General features: G+C 41.5%; 17 protein-coding genes. 14 read left to right on the top strand and 3 right to left on the bottom strand.

Annotation, left to right across the window (positions count from 1 at the left end; genetic code table 11):
- Positions 1–73: 73 nt before the first annotated feature.
- Together GPW69_RS08845 and GPW69_RS08840 are read right to left on the bottom strand one after the other, a co-directional pair.
- Positions 74–376 carry a hypothetical protein gene (locus GPW69_RS08845; RefSeq protein ID WP_024383569.1) on the bottom strand — a complete coding sequence of 101 codons (303 nt, stop codon included), beginning with the start codon at positions 374–376 and terminating at the stop codon, positions 74–76.
- A gap of 1 nt (position 377) precedes the next feature.
- Entirely contained in the window at positions 378–791 is a 414-nt protein-coding gene (locus GPW69_RS08840; RefSeq protein ID WP_014638608.1) for an HIT family protein, read from the bottom strand.
- A gap of 62 nt (positions 792–853) precedes the next feature.
- On the opposite strand from GPW69_RS08840, the gene GPW69_RS08835 reads away from it, so the two are divergent.
- The 12 genes from GPW69_RS08835 (at position 854) to GPW69_RS08780 (ending at position 12,163) form a co-directional block, all read left to right on the top strand.
- The gene (locus tag GPW69_RS08835; protein ID WP_002942356.1) at positions 854–1,588 is read left to right on the top strand and encodes an ABC transporter ATP-binding protein; all 735 of its coding nucleotides are present in this window, start codon (positions 854–856) and stop codon (positions 1,586–1,588) included.
- Positions 1,585–2,625, top strand: coding sequence for an ABC transporter permease (locus tag GPW69_RS08830; protein ID WP_074391671.1), 1,041 nt, complete (start codon positions 1,585–1,587; stop codon positions 2,623–2,625). The genes GPW69_RS08835 and GPW69_RS08830 overlap by 4 nt, the downstream gene beginning before the upstream one ends.
- A 49-nt stretch (positions 2,626–2,674) precedes the next feature.
- Positions 2,675–3,469, top strand: a complete 795-nt coding sequence (ccrZ, locus tag GPW69_RS08825) for a cell cycle regulator CcrZ (protein WP_002942360.1) — start codon at positions 2,675–2,677, stop codon at positions 3,467–3,469.
- Positions 3,466–4,104, top strand: coding sequence for a tRNA (guanosine(46)-N7)-methyltransferase TrmB (trmB, locus tag GPW69_RS08820; RefSeq protein WP_002939002.1), 639 nt, complete (start codon positions 3,466–3,468; stop codon positions 4,102–4,104). The genes ccrZ and trmB overlap by 4 nt, the downstream gene beginning before the upstream one ends.
- A gap of 297 nt (positions 4,105–4,401) precedes the next feature.
- Complete coding sequence (rimP, locus tag GPW69_RS08815) at positions 4,402–4,872, top strand: ribosome maturation factor RimP (protein WP_002942369.1); 471 nt, start codon at positions 4,402–4,404, stop codon at positions 4,870–4,872.
- A 72-nt stretch (positions 4,873–4,944) separates the two neighbouring features.
- Entirely contained in the window at positions 4,945–6,087 is a 1,143-nt protein-coding gene (gene nusA, locus GPW69_RS08810) for a transcription termination factor NusA (protein ID WP_014638606.1), read from the top strand.
- 16 nt (positions 6,088–6,103) lie between these two features.
- Positions 6,104–6,400 carry an RNase P modulator RnpM gene (gene rnpM, locus GPW69_RS08805; RefSeq protein ID WP_002942375.1) on the top strand — a complete coding sequence of 99 codons (297 nt, stop codon included), beginning with the start codon at positions 6,104–6,106 and terminating at the stop codon, positions 6,398–6,400.
- Positions 6,387–6,695 carry a YlxQ-related RNA-binding protein gene (locus GPW69_RS08800; RefSeq protein WP_002942377.1) on the top strand — a complete coding sequence of 103 codons (309 nt, stop codon included), beginning with the start codon at positions 6,387–6,389 and terminating at the stop codon, positions 6,693–6,695. Before rnpM ends, GPW69_RS08800 begins: the two co-directional genes overlap by 14 nt.
- 17 nt (positions 6,696–6,712) lie before the next feature.
- Positions 6,713–9,535, top strand: coding sequence for a translation initiation factor IF-2 (gene infB / locus GPW69_RS08795; protein ID WP_074391672.1), 2,823 nt, complete (start codon positions 6,713–6,715; stop codon positions 9,533–9,535).
- Between the two features lie 155 nt (positions 9,536–9,690).
- On the top strand, positions 9,691–10,044 hold the full coding sequence (gene rbfA / locus GPW69_RS08790) for a 30S ribosome-binding factor RbfA (protein ID WP_074391673.1): 354 nt from the start codon (positions 9,691–9,693) through the stop codon (positions 10,042–10,044).
- Between the two features lie 124 nt (positions 10,045–10,168).
- Complete coding sequence (locus GPW69_RS08785; protein ID WP_074391674.1) at positions 10,169–10,840, top strand: colicin lysis protein; 672 nt, start codon at positions 10,169–10,171, stop codon at positions 10,838–10,840.
- A gap of 168 nt (positions 10,841–11,008) precedes the next feature.
- Complete coding sequence (locus tag GPW69_RS08780; protein WP_074391675.1) at positions 11,009–12,163, top strand: carbohydrate-binding domain-containing protein; 1,155 nt, start codon at positions 11,009–11,011, stop codon at positions 12,161–12,163.
- A 35-nt stretch (positions 12,164–12,198) separates the two neighbouring features.
- Here the strand turns inward: GPW69_RS08780 and GPW69_RS08775 are convergent, their stop codons facing one another.
- On the bottom strand, positions 12,199–12,858 hold the full coding sequence (locus tag GPW69_RS08775; RefSeq protein WP_024385176.1) for a trimeric intracellular cation channel family protein: 660 nt from the start codon (positions 12,856–12,858) through the stop codon (positions 12,199–12,201).
- Positions 12,859–13,090: 232 nt separating this feature from the next.
- Here GPW69_RS08775 and GPW69_RS08770 point away from each other — a divergent pair, with 232 nt between their 5' ends.
- Positions 13,091–14,059, top strand: a complete 969-nt coding sequence (locus GPW69_RS08770; protein WP_013730549.1) for a thiamine pyrophosphate-dependent dehydrogenase E1 component subunit alpha — start codon at positions 13,091–13,093, stop codon at positions 14,057–14,059.
- A 52-nt stretch (positions 14,060–14,111) separates the two neighbouring features.
- Positions 14,112–15,107 (top strand): alpha-ketoacid dehydrogenase subunit beta, encoded by a 996-nt coding sequence (locus tag GPW69_RS08765; protein WP_002942393.1) that lies wholly within the window; start codon positions 14,112–14,114, stop codon positions 15,105–15,107.
- Positions 15,108–15,133: the final 26 nt, after the last annotated feature.

Raw genomic sequence — 15,133 nt, 5'->3', positions numbered from 1 at the left:
AGGAAACAGAGTTTCCTCTTACGTCCAAGTAATAAAAGAAAAACTAAATGATGATATTTGGAAATTCCCTATGTTAGGGAGTGTTATTCTCATTCTGGTATTTTTTGAGAATCTGTTGGATTTCTTCCAAGTTTCCTGCAATACTTTGCTGATAGACTCGAGTCTTATATTGTAAGTCAGAAGCCATTTCCTGCAAGGGTTCTTGAAAACTTTGGATAATGGCAAGTTGTTCCTGAATATTGTCCTTGCTCAATTGAATATCTGATAGAAGTTGTTTGGTTTCCTGTACTTCTTTAGCAATTTTATCCCGATGCGTGACTGCAAGGAAGCTGGCGGTAGCGGCGCTTACGGCTAAAATGATATTACGAAGTTTCATATTATTCTCCTAGATAGAGCTCTTGTGCTAGTTGAGCCAGGGCTGGGAAGTCAGGGTCGTTGGCTTTAAATTGAATGTTCAATCCATCTTGATTGTTAAAGCGTGGTAAGAGATGGATGTGTGTATGAAAGACGGTTTGTCCAGCGGCCTCCTCGTTGTTATTAACGATGTTTAGACCACTAGCTCCAAGTTTTTCTTTTAACTGACAAGCGATGGTTGGCACAACAGAAAAGAGTGTGGCTGCAGCTTCTTCATCCATGTCAAGTACGTTTCGGTAGTGTTTTTTAGGGACGACCAATGTGTGTCCTTTTGTGACCTGAGTGATGTCTAAAAAGGCTAATACTTGGTCATCTTCGTAGACTTTTGAAGCTGGTATTTCTCCAGAGATAATTTTGCAAAAAATACAATCCGACATAATGGCAACCTCTTTCTGGGATTTTTGTTATAATAATTATATCAAATTGTAGGAAGAAATGTATGTTAGAAGTAAAAAATGTAACTGGAGGGTATGTCAATATCCCGGTTTTGAAAGATGTATCTTTTACGGTTGAGGATGGTCAATTAGTTGGTCTAATTGGTTTAAATGGTGCAGGGAAATCAACGACTATTAAGGAAATTATCGGTCTTTTGACACCTTATCAAGGACAGATTGCAATTGACGGCCTAACTTTGCTACAAGGGGCTGAAAATTATCGGAAGAAGATTGGGTTTATCCCTGAAACACCAAGTTTGTATGAAGAACTAACCCTCAAAGAGCACTTGGAAGTGGTAGCAATGGCCTATGATTTATCCTGGGAGCAAGCTTGGGGACGTGTTGAGCACTTGTTAAAACTGTTTCGCTTGGATGAAAAATTGGACTGGTTTCCTGTCAATTTTTCAAAGGGAATGAAGCAGAAGGTCATGATTATTTGTGCTTTTATGGTGGAGCCGAGTCTGCTGATTGTTGATGAGCCTTTTCTGGGATTAGACCCTGTGGCTATCTCTGACTTGATCGCTCTTTTGGAGGAAGAAAAATCTAAGGGGACTTCCATTCTCATGTCCACTCACGTTCTTGACTCAGCTGAGAAAATGTGCGACTCTTTTGTGATTTTACATCAGGGACAGGTCCGTGCAACTGGAAATTTGGAGGAGCTACAAAGCGCATTTGGTATGGATGGTGCAAGTTTGAACGAAATTTATCTGGCCTTGACGCAAGAAGGAGTGGCTGGATGAAAGAATTGTTTCAACAACGCCGACTAGATTTTTTAAATCGTTGTTCCAAATATCTGCGCTATGTTCTGAATGACCATTTTGTTTTGGTTCTCATGGTTTTATTAGGCTTTTTGAGTTTGCAATACCGTCAATTATTATTGTCATTACCTGAGAATCCGTTGCCGATTATTTTGGTGGTTATTGCAATCAGTCTACTGGTGCTATTGTCCGGAAGAATTGCGACTTATTTAGAAGAAGCTGATCAAATCTTCTTATTGACCAAGGAAAAAGACATTCTGCAAGGACTCGAGGTTGCAGCCAGACGCACGGTCTTGTTTTGGTCCTCTATACAGGTGGTGGTTCAGCTTGTTTTGTTACCAATCTATTTGAAACTGGGTTTGCCGGTGTGGATGATTGTAGCTGGTCTTCTTACTTTGTTGGTTTTAAAATGTCTTCTTGTCAAGCGCCAATTAGTGGCTTATCAGTCACAGGGAGTATTGGACTGGTCTAAGGCTATTCAAGATGAACAAAAAAGGAAACAGTCTATTTTACGTTTCTTTGCCTTGTTTACGACGGTTAAAGGCATCAGCACGACAGTTAGACCGAGAAGCTATCTCAATGGAATCTTGCGTCTTGTCAAGTCGAGACAGACTTGGTTTTATCTCTACTTACGGGCTTTCTTGCGTTCAGGAGACTACTTGGGCTTGACGATACGTCTACTGTTGTTGGCGATTTTGTCTCTATTTGCCATCGAAGAATCGTGGTTATCCATCGGCCTAGTTTTAGTCTTTCATTATTTGCTTGTCTTCCAGTTGTTGGGGCTTTACAAGCACTATGATTATCAATATGTAACACAACTGTATCCTTTGGAGAAAGATTCCAAGAAAATCGGTCTTCAGAATTTGCTTAGAGTGATTTTATACAGTCTATTACTGGTAGAATTGGGCTTTGCTCTGCTATTTTCTAAAGAGAATACGATGGTAGTCGTCTTACTTCTCGTGGGGATTTTCTTGCATGAAATATATTTGCCTCTAAAATTAAAAAAATTGATTGACTAAATAGACGAAAATTAGTAAAATAGTAAGGAATTTTTAAAGGAGGAAAGGCATGCAGTTTGATACCAGTGGGCTACAATTACAGTCTATTGCAGGAAATAGTGGCAAAGCGTTTAAAGGCCTACGGTCAGACGGAACGCCAGTCTTTGTGAAGTATGAGATGCCTCCGATAGTGTCTGCTCTTGCGCGTGAGCAAATTACACCACCCGTTTTGTCAGCAAATCGTGAAGTAGGAATGGGGCATCGTGTAGAGCAGGAGTGGTTGAATGGTCGTACCTTGGAGCGTCAAGATATGACTAGTAAACAGATTCGTCAAATACTGGTGAGAATGCACTATTCTCGCATTTTGCTCAATCAGGCTTTGCAGATGAATTACACCTATATGGAACCTCAGGATTTGGTTTATCGTTGGCAAAAAGAGGCGCCAACTAGATTGGGACAGAATTCTTATCTGCAATCTATCTGTCAAGATTTATTGAATAATCTACCAAGATTCCGTCAAGAGGTGGCAACATTTGTTCACGGAGATTTGCATCATAGTAACTGGGTAGAAACGACGTCTGGTTTGGTGTATTTGACAGATTGGGAGACCGCTTGTGTAACGGATCGGATGTTGGATGTTGCCTATATTTTGACGCATTATATTCCTCGTCAGTCCTGGGAAGAGTGGCTCCGGGCTTACGGCTACAAATATAACAGCACAGTGTTAAATAAGGTTTATTGGTATGGCCAGCTTGGCTATCTAAACCAAATTGCTAAGCATGTAGAAAGCTACAATGTTTTGGCTGCAAATAAAGAAATTTACGCTCTACGGCAATTCCGTCAGAGTTTCTATAAGGAAGTATGAGAGTTAGAAATCGTAAGGGAGCGAGTGAGCTTCTAGCAAACAATCCCCAGTATGTTATCTCCAATCCAGAGGAATGTAAGGGGAAATGGGCAGAGATTTTTGGAAACAATAATCCTATCCACATAGAAGTTGGTTCTGGTAAAGGTCGCTTTGTCACTGGTATGGCTGCGCAAAATCCAGATATTAACTATATTGGTATTGATATTCAGATGACCGTGTTAAGCTATGCCTTGGATCGTGTGCTTGAAGCTGGCTTGCCAAATATAAAATTATTGCAGGTGGATGGTTCGAGTTTGACCAACTATTTTGCACCGGCAGAGATAGATCAGCTTTATCTGAATTTTTCAGATCCATGGCCTAAGAAACGTCATGAGAAACGCCGTTTGACCTACAAGTCATTCTTGGATACCTACAAGGAAATCTTGCCTGAGAAAGGAGAAATCCACTTCAAAACAGATAATCGTGGTCTGTTTGAGTATAGCCTGGCTAGTTTTTCTCAATATGGCATGGTCTTGAAGCAAGTTTGGCTAGATTTGCATGCTGATGGTTTGGAAGGCAACGTTATGACAGAGTATGAGGAGAAATTCTCAAACAAGGGTCAAGTCATCTATCGTGTGGAAGCACAGTTTCAATAATTCTTTTAGTGGAAAATGAGGAGAGGTCTAGCAGAGACCTTTTTCCTTTGTCGAATAAACTAAATGACTATAATCCATCGTTTTCCTTTACAAATAGGGATAGATATGATAGAATAATGGAAGTGAATAATGAGAAAAGGGGTTGGCGTCAGTCAACCCTTTCCCTGTACACGGATTTCTGTATATAGAATGAATGATAGTACAAGGGAGTTTACTGTCAAAGGAAATAGAGAGTCCTGGATAGTGCGAACTATTTGAGTAATGTATTTCTAGCGACTGTAAAAGTAGGAGGTGTTTATGTCATCAATTATTGAATTGGTCACAGCAGCAATTACCCCCGCTATTCAAACTCCTTACGAGTTGGTAGATGTGGAATATGGTAAAATGGGCGGTGACTATGTCCTATCGATTTTTGTCGATAAGGAGGGTGGAATCTCTCTTCAAGATACGGCAGATTTATCCGAAAAGATCAGTCCGATTTTGGACACTATCAAACCAGATCCATTTCCAGACCAATACATGCTGGAGGTAACAAGTCCAGGTTTGGAACGTCCTTTAAAAACGGCAGATGCTGTTGAGAAGGCGGTTGGAAAGTACATCCATGTCAAGCTCTATCAGGCAATTGATAAAATCAAGGTTTTCGAAGGAACGTTGCTCTCCTTTGATGGAACAGACCTGATTATGGAATATATGGATAAAACTCGTAAGAAGGAAGTGACTATTCCTTACCAGACGGTGGCTAAGGCCCGTTTGGCTGTTAAGTTATAATGCTCTTTCATGAGTATTTTAAAAGATATTAGACTTTAAGAAAGGACCTTTTGAGCGCAAAAGGAAAACAACATGAGTAAAGAAATGCTAGAAGCCTTCCGTATTTTAGAGGAAGACATGGGTATTAACAAAGCGGATATCATTGATGCAGTTACAGAGTCGCTTCGTTCAGCTTATAAACGCCGTTATGGTCAATCAGAATCAGCAGTGATTGAATTTGACGAGAAAAAAGGCGATTTCCATGTATTTACTGTTCGTGAAGTAGTAGATGAAGTATTTGATAGCCGACTAGAAATTAGTCTAAAAGATGCCTTGGCTATTTCATCAGCTTATGAAATGGGTGACAAAATTAAATTCCAAGAAGACCCAGCGGAATTTGGACGTGTAGCTGCTCAATCAGCTAAACAGACCATCATGGAAAAGATGCGCAAACAAAAGCGTGCCATTACCTTCAATACCTACAAGCAACATGAAAATGAGATTATGTCAGGTACGGTAGAGCGTTTTGATAATCGCTTTATCTATGTCAACCTTGGTACGATTGAAGCACAGTTGTCAAAACAGGATCAAATTCCTGGTGAGGTTTTCCAATCTCATGATCGCATCGAGGTCTATGTCTACAAGGTAGAAGACAATGGTCGTGGGGTTAACGTATTTGTCAGCCGTAGCCATCCAGAAATGATCAAACGTCTCATGGAACAGGAAATTCCAGAAGTATACGATGGAACAGTTGAAATCATGAGTGTTGCCCGTGAAGCTGGAGACCGTACGAAAGTGGCTGTTCGTAGCCATAATCCAAACGTGGATGCCATCGGTACGATCGTTGGTCGTGGTGGTTCAAATATCAAGAAAATCACTAGCAAATTCCATCCAGCTCGTTATGATGCTAAGAATGACCGTATGATTCCTACTGAGGAAAATATTGACGTTATCGAGTGGGTAGCTGACGAAGCGGAATTTATCTACAATGCCTTAGCACCTGCTGAAGTTGACCAAGTATTGTTTGACACGGAAGATGGGAAACATGCTACAGTCGTTGTACCAGATGATAAGTTGTCATTGGCAATTGGTCGTCGTGGTCAAAACGTTCGTTTGGCAGCGCATTTGACAGGATTCCGTATCGACATCAAGTCAGCATCGGAGTATGAAGCTTTTGAAGCAACTCAATATGCAACAGACGAAGTTGTAGAAGAAGTCGAAGAAGAACAAGAATAAGGCAAAAGGAGCAACCATGGCAAAAGCTAGAAAAATACCCTTGCGCAAGTCTGTGGTGTCCGGTGAAATCATCGACAAACGGGATTTGCTCCGTATTGTAAAAAATAAAGAAGGTCAAGTATTTATCGATCCAACAGGCAAGGCAAACGGTCGTGGGGCTTACATCAAGCTTGATAATGATGAGGCAAGCCAAGCTAAGAAACGTCGTGTCTTCGATCGTTCCTTTAGTATGGAAGTGGCCGAAGAATTTTACGATGAATTAATTGCCTATGTTGATCATAAGATCAAGAGGAGAGAACTTGGACTCGAATAAGAGACAGAAAATCTTAAATTTATTAGGTTTGGCCCAGCGAGCTGGTCGCCTGGTTTCGGGTGAGGACCTGGTTGTTGAAGCTATTCAAAAAGGGCAGGCAAAGTTGGTGTTTTTAGCCGAAGATGCTGCTGGAAATTTAAGTAAAAAAGTAACAGATAAAAGTCATACCTATCAAGTAGAAGTTGTAACAGTGTTTTCAACACTGGAATTGAGTGCAGCTGTTGGCAAGGCTAGAAAAGTTCTTGCAGTGACAGACGCTGGATTTACAAAGAAGATGAGGTCTATTATGGAATAGAACAGGAGGACAAGGCATTGTCTAAGAAGAGATTGAATGAAATAGCCCGTGAATTAGGCGTAAGCAGTAAGGAAGTTGTTGCTAAGGCTCAAGAATTGGGCTTTGAAGTCAAGAGCCATGCTTCAAGCGTAGATGAAGCAAGTGCTAAACGCCTTGCAGAAAGCTTTGGTGGACAAAAATCAGAGGCAACTAAAGTTGCGGCAAAAGTTAGCAAGCCTGAGAAGGTTGATGAAACTCCAAAAGTGGAAACAGCTAAGGTAGAAAAAGCTAAGGAAACACAGCCAGTAGTAAAAGAAGAAGTTGCGACAAGTGCAGTACAATCAGCTCCACATCGTCCACAGAGTCGAAACTTTAAGGCAGAACGTGAAGCACGTGCCAAAGAGCAGGCTGCTAAGCGAGCTCAGGGTCAAGGAAAAGGTGGTCAAGCTAAATCTGGTCAGGACCGTCGTGACAACCGTCAACAAGGTCAGGGACGTTCAAACAATGAGCGAAATGATCGACGCGACAATCGTCGTGACCAGCGTTTAGAAGAGCGGAAAGATAACCGATTTGGTGATCGTCGCGATAATCGTGACAACCGTCGTCAGGACAACCGTTCAGGTCAGTCAGCTCGCTTTGAACAAAGAGAGGCTGCAAAACCAGCAGGACCTAAAATTGACTTCAAAGCGCGTGCTGCTGCTTTGAAAGCAGAACAAAATGCGGAGTATGCTCGTACCAGTGAAGAACGTTTTCGTCAGGCTCAGGAAGCTAAAAAGCAACCTAAGAAGCCAAAAGAAATTAAGTTTGAAGAACCGGTTGTGGAAAGCAAACCATTTGTGAAGCCTGCACCTGTTGCATCGGTACCAGAGCAAGTTGCAGAAACTACTGTAGATACCCGTCGTAAGAAACAAGCTCGACCAGATAAAAAACGTGACTTTAATAGTGACGAAGAAGATGGTCCACGGAAACAACAAAGAAATCGAAATAGTCAAAATCAAGTGAGAAATCAAAGAACAAGTAACTGGAATAACAACAAGAAAAATAAAAAAGGCAAGGCTAACCAACCTGCCAAACCTGTCACAGAACGCAAGTTCCACGAATTGCCAACTGAATTTGAATATACTGCTGGCATGACCGTCGCAGAAATTGCAAAACGGATCAAACGTGAACCTGCTGAAATTGTGAAAAAACTCTTCCTTATGGGAGTTATGGCGACTCAAAACCAATCTTTGGATGGAGATACTATCGAACTCCTCATGGTTGATTATGGTATTGAAGCGAAAGAAAAGGTAGAGGTCGATAACGCAGATATTGAGCGTTTCTTCGTAGAAGAGGGCTACCTCAATGAAGAAGAGATGACAGAACGCCCACCTGTTGTGACTATCATGGGACACGTTGACCATGGTAAAACAACCTTGTTGGATACCCTACGTAATTCTCGTGTTGCTACTGGAGAAGCTGGTGGTATCACACAGCATATCGGTGCCTACCAAATTGAGGAAGCTGGTAAGAAAATTACCTTCTTGGATACTCCAGGACACGCGGCCTTTACTTCTATGCGCGCGCGTGGTGCATCTGTTACCGACTTGACCATCCTAGTCGTTGCAGCAGATGATGGTGTCATGCCACAAACAATTGAGGCTATCAACCACTCAAAAGCAGCTAATGTGCCAATCATTGTAGCTATCAACAAGATTGACAAGCCAGGTGCAAACCCAGAGCGTGTCATCGGTGAATTGGCTGAGCACGGTGTTATCTCAACCGCTTGGGGTGGAGAATCTGAATTTGTAGAAATCTCAGCTAAGTTTAACCAAAACATTGATGAATTGTTGGAAACTGTTCTTTTGGTTGCTGAAATTCAAGAACTGAAGGCAGACCCAACTGTTCGTGCGATTGGTACAGTTATCGAAGCGCATTTGGATAAAGGGAAAGGTGCGGTTGCAACCCTCCTCATTCAACAAGGGACACTTAATGTTCAAGACCCAATCGTTGTCGGAAATACCTTCGGACGTGTTCGTGCCATGACAAATGACCTTGGTCGTCGTGTTAAAACTGCTGGTCCATCTACACCGGTATCTATTACTGGTTTGAACGAAGCTCCTATGGCAGGCGATCACTTTGCAGTTTACGAGGATGAGAAATCAGCTCGTGCAGCAGGTGAAGAACGTGCTAAACGTGCTCTTCTTAAACAGCGTCAAGCAACGCAACGAGTTAGTCTTGAAAACCTCTTTGATACCCTTAAAGCAGGTGAGGTTAAGTCAGTTAATGTGATTATCAAGGCTGACGTACAAGGTTCAGTTGAAGCACTTGCATCATCGCTTCAAAAGATTGAAGTAGAGGGAGTACGTGTCAATATCGTCCACTCTGCAGTCGGAGCTATCAACGAATCAGATATTACTCTTGCGGAAGCTTCAAATGCTCTTGTGATTGGTTTCAACGTTCGTCCAACAGCTGAAGCACGTAGCCAAGCTGAAGCAGATGATGTTGAAGTACGTCTTCACAGCATCATTTATAAGGTTATCGAAGAGATGGAAGATGCCATGAAAGGTATGCTTGACCCAGAATATGAAGAAAAAATCATTGGTGAGGCAATCATTCGTGAAACCTTCAAGGTATCCAAAGTTGGAACGATCGGTGGTTTCATGGTTGTTCGTGGTAAAGTTACCCGTGATTCAAGTGTTCGAGTTATCCGTGATGGTGTTGTAGTATTTGATGGTAAACTAGCTAGTTTGAAACGCTATAAAGATGACGTGAAAGAAGTTGGTAATGCCCAAGAGGGTGGTTTGATGATTGAGAACTACAACGACTTGAAAGTTGATGATACCATTGAAGCTTACATCATGGAAGAAATCAAAAAATAATATTTTCTCACTGTCAAAATCATAGACAAGTGATTTTGTCGAGGAAGTGACAATTTAATAGATTTTAGTAGGTTTTAAAGCAATAGTTTTTAATCTACTTGGATTATTCAAGCTGGGGAAACTCAGCTTTTCTATCATCTAAGAAAGGAAAGAATATGGCGAATCATTTTCGTACAGACCGTGTCGGGATGGAAATCAAGCGCGAAGTCAATGAGATTTTGCAAAAGAAAGTTCGTGATCCACGTGTGCAGGGAGTGACTATTACAGATGTTCAGATAGTCGGCGATTTGTCAATGGCCAAGGTTTACTACACAATCATGAGTAATTTGGCATCCGATAATCAAAAAGCACAAACGGGTCTTGAAAAAGCGACGGGAACCATTAAGAGAGAACTTGGTCGTAAGTTAACTCTTTATAAAATTCCGGATTTGGTCTTTGAAAAAGACCAATCAATTGAGTACGGCAATAAAATTGACCAAATGTTGCGCGCTCTTGATCAGAAAGATTAACAACAAAAGTCGGATGGGAACATTCGGCTTTTTTTGCTCGGATGCTTTGTCCATATATGGTGGCGTTTACAAGCCCTCGAAAAGATGTTATACTAAGACCAAAGATAGAGCACAGGAGGAAGTTATGAAAACATTTATTAGTAAACTGATGTTAGTGTCCACGGTTGTACTATTAGCTGCTTGTCAGTCTAATCAGGTAAAAGGTGGTGAGAGTTCTAGTTCTAGTGCTTCAAGCCAAGTTTCAGATGGTTCTAGTTTGCAGCAAGCGTCAACAATAGCATCTAGCTCCGCGACGCAAGCATCCTCAGTGACAACTCCTGAGCTAAGTGAAGTATACCAATCAGTTATTGATCGTTATCAAGCGAATATGGGTCAGCCTGCTGAGGCAATCAATCAGGATGAGGTCAGTAGCTATCTGAGCTTATTAACTAGCCAGGGGCAAGAATACAGTGGAATATTTTATAGTTTGTATGATGTCAACCATGATGGTACAGAGGAGCTGCTTCTAGCTTTGGACAAGTCGGGAGAATATGTCTTAATTGACCTCTATACTCAGCTTGCCGATGAGAGTCTACGTTTGGTGGATAATTTCCGCAATCTTGGATTTGAAATTGGACCGAACGCCCTACTTCGTCCTTTACAGGATGGAACATACTTATTTGAAGGAGATGGTATTTTTCGCATTTATCAATACAATGCGATGATTCCAGGTTTAAAACGGATTTCTGAATCAGATACCAATCCTGAAACTTCTCCCTTGCTTGAGTTGAAAAGCTTGCATTGGGTTGAGCTATAGATTTTATCAATGATTATTCCTAGGCTGGGTTTCCCGGCCTTTTGTAGTTCCTAAGAACTTTAAGTTTTCTTTTGGCAATCTTTAATCTTTCTTTTGGGAAGGAAAGGTAAACTAGGAGCATATCAGGAAGGGATACGACTTCCTAAAGAAAGAAAAGGAATCTACATTATGAAAACAAATCTTAAAAAATTACTCTACTCTGGTGTTACTCTTATGAGCCTTGGTGTCTTAGCAGCATGTTCATCTACTTCAAGTTCAACGACTACTTCAAACTCAGCAGCAACTAGTCAGACAAGTGTAGCGACAACTTCAAATAATAGCACTTCATCAGATTCAAGCTCGTCAACTATTGACTGGTCAGCCCTTCCAACGACAGAAGTGACGCTTTCAAATGATGGCTTGAAAATTACTGAGGGTGGAACCTATATTTTGACTGGTTCAACAACAGCTGGTGTAACGGTTGAAACAGATGCCAATGTTCGCATCATTCTAGCAGGTGCTGAGATTTCAAGTTTAGATACAGCAGCAATCAATGTTATTAATGCTGACAATGTTGAATTGGAAATCAAAGATGGTACGACGAATACAGTGAAAGATACCAGCAATCATACAGACACCAATATTGAAGGGGCTATCCATGTTGAAGCTGATTTGACCATTACAGGAAATGGTAGCCTGACCGTTGAAGGCAACTTCCAAGACGGCATCGTATCGACAGATGACCTTGTCGTGAATTCAGGAAACATTACCGTCACTGCAGTGGATGATGGTATCCGTGGTAAGGATTCATTGACAATCAATGGTGGTACAATCAATGTAACAGCAGGTGGTGATAGTATCAAGTCTACAAATGATACAGATACTACCAAAGGTTATACAACTATCACAGGTGGTGAAATTACTGTAAAAGCAGGTGATGATGGTATTAAAGCGGAGACGGCTTTGACAATTGACGGAGGTACCATTACAGTATCAGAATCTGCTGAGGCACTGGAAGGTACTAACATCACGATTAATGGTGGTACATTAGATGTTTACGGTTCAGATGATGCTATTAATGCGGCAAGTACAACGTCATCAGATATCTTTATCAAGGTAACTGGCGGTGACTTGAAAGTGGCTGTAGGTAGTGGAGATACGGATGCCTTTGATGCTAATGGAGACATTTATATCTCCGGTGGGACAATTGATGTAACAGCTCAATCTGCTTTTGACTTCGATGGAACTGCTGAATTGACAGGAGGTACTGTGACAGTTAACGGTGAGCAGATTACTCAAATCACTGCGACAGGACCAGGTGCTGGTGGTCACGGTGGCTGGTAATCAATAATCATACAAAAAGGTCTGAGTTGACGAACTCAGACCTTTCGTTTGCTTTCCATATTGGGAAGATTGATTTTGTATTTAATTACCAATAATCGAATGATTAAAGAAATGGTAAAAATAGTGATGAAGGTTGGAATTTGTGGTAATTTCCAATTTACAACGCAAAGATGATAGAGGACTCCTGAGAAAAATGCAAGGACAGCATAGACATCTTCTTTAAGAACAATAGGTGTTTCATTGACGAGTAAATCACGGGCGATTCCGCCTCCGACACCTGTCAAAGCTGCCAGAATACCACTGGTTAGAGCGTTTAGCTGGAGAGAGATGCCAGTACTGGCTCCAATGAGGGCGAAGATGGCTAGACCGATTGCATCAAAGATAAGGTTTGTCTGGGAAAGGAAATGAATCATCTTCTTATCAAGTGGTTTGTCCTGCTTTAGATTGATAACAATCAAGTACATGCTAATCGCTACTCCGAGAGATAAATAGATGGCTGTAGGATCGGTCAGAGCAGTAGGAATGCGATTGGCCATCGTATCTCGAATAATTCCCCCACCAACGGCGGTAATGATGCCGAGCAAGCTAATTCCAAAAATATCTAACTTTTTCTTAAATCCTTTTACGGCCCCCGAAACAGCAAATGCGATAGTGCCTACGTAGTTACAAATCATCAGAAATAAATCGAATTCCATAAGAACCTCCGTACCTATATTAACAGAAAGAAAGACGGCGTGCAAGCTCATTTTAAAGTTTGTGAAAAAAGTTTCAAACAAGGAAAATAAATCTTTTTGGAATTTGTGAAAAAACGCACTAAACCAAGGTTTTCACGAAAATTTCTGTAAAAAGAAAACGGTTCAATTACTTGCCATTTGTGAAATATTGGTCTATCATAGTACAGAAAGAGAAAAACCTTTGGAGGAAATTATGGTATCTATCACAAAAGAACAACATTTGGACATGTTCTTGAAAATGCAACAAATCCGTGATGTTGATATGAAATTAAACAAATTAGTGCGTCGCGGTTTCGTACAAGGTATGACTCACTTCTCAGTCGGTGAAGAAGCTGCAGCTGTTGGACCTATTGCTGGATTGACAGATGAGGACATCATCTTCTCACATCACCGTGGTCACGGTCACGTTATTGCAAAAGGTATTGACATCAATGGCATGATGGCTGAGCTTGCTGGTAAGGCAACTGGTACATCAAAAGGCCGTGGTGGTTCTATGCACTTGGCAAACGTTGAAAAAGGAAACTTTGGTTCAAACGGTATCGTAGGTGGTGGTTATGCCCTTGCAGTTGGTGCAGCCCTTACGCAACAATACCTTGGTACAGATAACATTGTTATTGCCTTCTCAGGTGATTCAGCTACTAACGAAGGTTCCTTCCATGAATCAATGAACTTGGCGGCAGTTTGGAACTTGCCAGTTATCTTCTTCATTACAAACAACCGCTACGGTATCTCAACAGATATTTCTTACTCAACTAAGATTCCTCATCTCTACCAACGTGCAGCAGCATACGGTATTCCAGGTCACTATGTTGAGGATGGTAACGACGTTATTGCTGTTTATGAAAAAATGCAAGAAGTTATCGAGTACGTTCGTGCAGGAAATGGTCCTGCCATGGTCGAAGTTGAGTCATACCGCTGGTTTGGTCACTCAACTGCAGATGCAGGTGTGTACCGTACAAAAGAAGAAGTCAACGAGTGGAAAGCAAAAGACCCACTTAAGAAATACCGCAAATACTTGACAGAAAACAAGATTGCGACAGACGAAGAATTGGATGCCATCGAAGCACAAGTTGCAGAACAAGTAGAAGCATCTGTGAAATTCGCACAAGAAAGCCCAGATCCAGACATCTCAGTAGCTTACGAAGATGTGTTTGTAGACTAGTCTACTGTTCAGATTGAAGAAAATTTTTGATATAAGTAGGAGAAATTTTAAAATGGCTGAAACAAAAGTAATGGCCTTGCGTGAAGCGATTAACTTGGCTCAGAGCGAAGAAATGCGTAAGGATGAAAAAGTATTCTTGATGGGTGAAGACGTCGGTATCTACGGCGGTGACTTCGGTACATCTGTTGGTATGTTGGACGAGTTTGGTCCAAAACGCGTTCGCGACACGCCTATCTCTGAGGCAGCAATCGCTGGTTCTGCGGTTGGTGCGGCTCAAACGGGTCTTCGTCCAATCGTTGACTTGACTTTCATGGACTTCATCACAATTGCCCTTGATGCGATTGTTAACCAAGCGGCTAAAACCAACTATATGTTTGGTGGTGGCTTGAAAACACCTGTAACCTTCCGTGTGGCATCTGGATCAGGTATCGGTTCAGCGGCACAGCATTCACAATCTCTTGAAGCTTGGTTGACTCACATCCCAGGTATCAAAGTTGTTGCACCTGGTACAGCTAACGATGCAAAAGGTCTCTTGAAATCATCTATCCTTGACAACAACCCAGTTATCTTCTTGGAGCCAAAAGCTCTTTACGGTAAAAAAGAAGAAGTGAACTTGGACCCAGATTTCTACATTCCACTTGGTAAAGGTGAAATCAAACGTGAAGGTACGGATGTAACCATTATTTCATACGGTCGTATGTTGGAACGTGCCTTGAAAGCGGCTGAAGAAGTGGCTGCAGAAGGCATCAGCGTAGAAGTGGTTGACCCACGTACCCTTATCCCATTGGATAAAGAATTGATCATCGAATCTGTGAAGAAAACTGGTAAGGTTATCTTGGTTAACGATGCTTACAAAACAGGTGGTTTCATCGGTGAAATCGCATCAATCATCACAGAAAGCGAAGCCTTTGACTACTTGGATGCACCAATCATCCGTATCGCTTCAGACGATGTACCAGTTCCTTACGCAAACATTCTTGAAAACGCAGTATTGCCAAACGTAGAGAAAATTAAAGCGGCAATCTACAAGCAAGTAAACAAGGGTTAATCTTATCGTCATTCGCTTATCTTTTC

It is taken from the genome of Streptococcus suis, from assembly GCF_902702775.1.
Classification (GTDB): domain Bacteria; phylum Bacillota; class Bacilli; order Lactobacillales; family Streptococcaceae; genus Streptococcus; species Streptococcus hashimotonensis.
Note: the sequence above shows the minus strand (reverse complement) of the source record. Positions and strands in the feature narration are given on the sequence as shown.

Excerpts from the sequence above, each read along its gene's own strand:
- trmB (WP_002939002.1), top strand. The coding sequence starts at position 3,466 with ATGAGAGTTAGAAATCGTAAGGGAGCGAGTGAGCTTCTAGCAAACAAT.
- GPW69_RS08830 (WP_074391671.1), top strand. The coding sequence starts at position 1,585 with ATGAAAGAATTGTTTCAACAACGCCGACTAGATTTTTTAAATCGTTGT.
- GPW69_RS08780 (WP_074391675.1), top strand. The coding sequence starts at position 11,009 with ATGAAAACAAATCTTAAAAAATTACTCTACTCTGGTGTTACTCTTATG.
- nusA (WP_014638606.1), top strand. The coding sequence starts at position 4,945 with ATGAGTAAAGAAATGCTAGAAGCCTTCCGTATTTTAGAGGAAGACATG.
- GPW69_RS08840 (WP_014638608.1), bottom strand. The coding sequence starts at position 791 with ATGTCGGATTGTATTTTTTGCAAAATTATCTCTGGAGAAATACCAGCT.
- rbfA (WP_074391673.1), top strand. The coding sequence starts at position 9,691 with ATGGCGAATCATTTTCGTACAGACCGTGTCGGGATGGAAATCAAGCGC.
- rnpM (WP_002942375.1), top strand. The coding sequence starts at position 6,104 with ATGGCAAAAGCTAGAAAAATACCCTTGCGCAAGTCTGTGGTGTCCGGT.
- GPW69_RS08775 (WP_024385176.1), bottom strand. The coding sequence starts at position 12,858 with ATGGAATTCGATTTATTTCTGATGATTTGTAACTACGTAGGCACTATC.
- GPW69_RS08845 (WP_024383569.1), bottom strand. The coding sequence starts at position 376 with ATGAAACTTCGTAATATCATTTTAGCCGTAAGCGCCGCTACCGCCAGC.
- GPW69_RS08835 (WP_002942356.1), top strand. The coding sequence starts at position 854 with ATGTTAGAAGTAAAAAATGTAACTGGAGGGTATGTCAATATCCCGGTT.
- GPW69_RS08770 (WP_013730549.1), top strand. The coding sequence starts at position 13,091 with ATGGTATCTATCACAAAAGAACAACATTTGGACATGTTCTTGAAAATG.
- GPW69_RS08765 (WP_002942393.1), top strand. The coding sequence starts at position 14,112 with ATGGCTGAAACAAAAGTAATGGCCTTGCGTGAAGCGATTAACTTGGCT.
- GPW69_RS08785 (WP_074391674.1), top strand. The coding sequence starts at position 10,169 with ATGAAAACATTTATTAGTAAACTGATGTTAGTGTCCACGGTTGTACTA.
- rimP (WP_002942369.1), top strand. The coding sequence starts at position 4,402 with ATGTCATCAATTATTGAATTGGTCACAGCAGCAATTACCCCCGCTATT.
- ccrZ (WP_002942360.1), top strand. The coding sequence starts at position 2,675 with ATGCAGTTTGATACCAGTGGGCTACAATTACAGTCTATTGCAGGAAAT.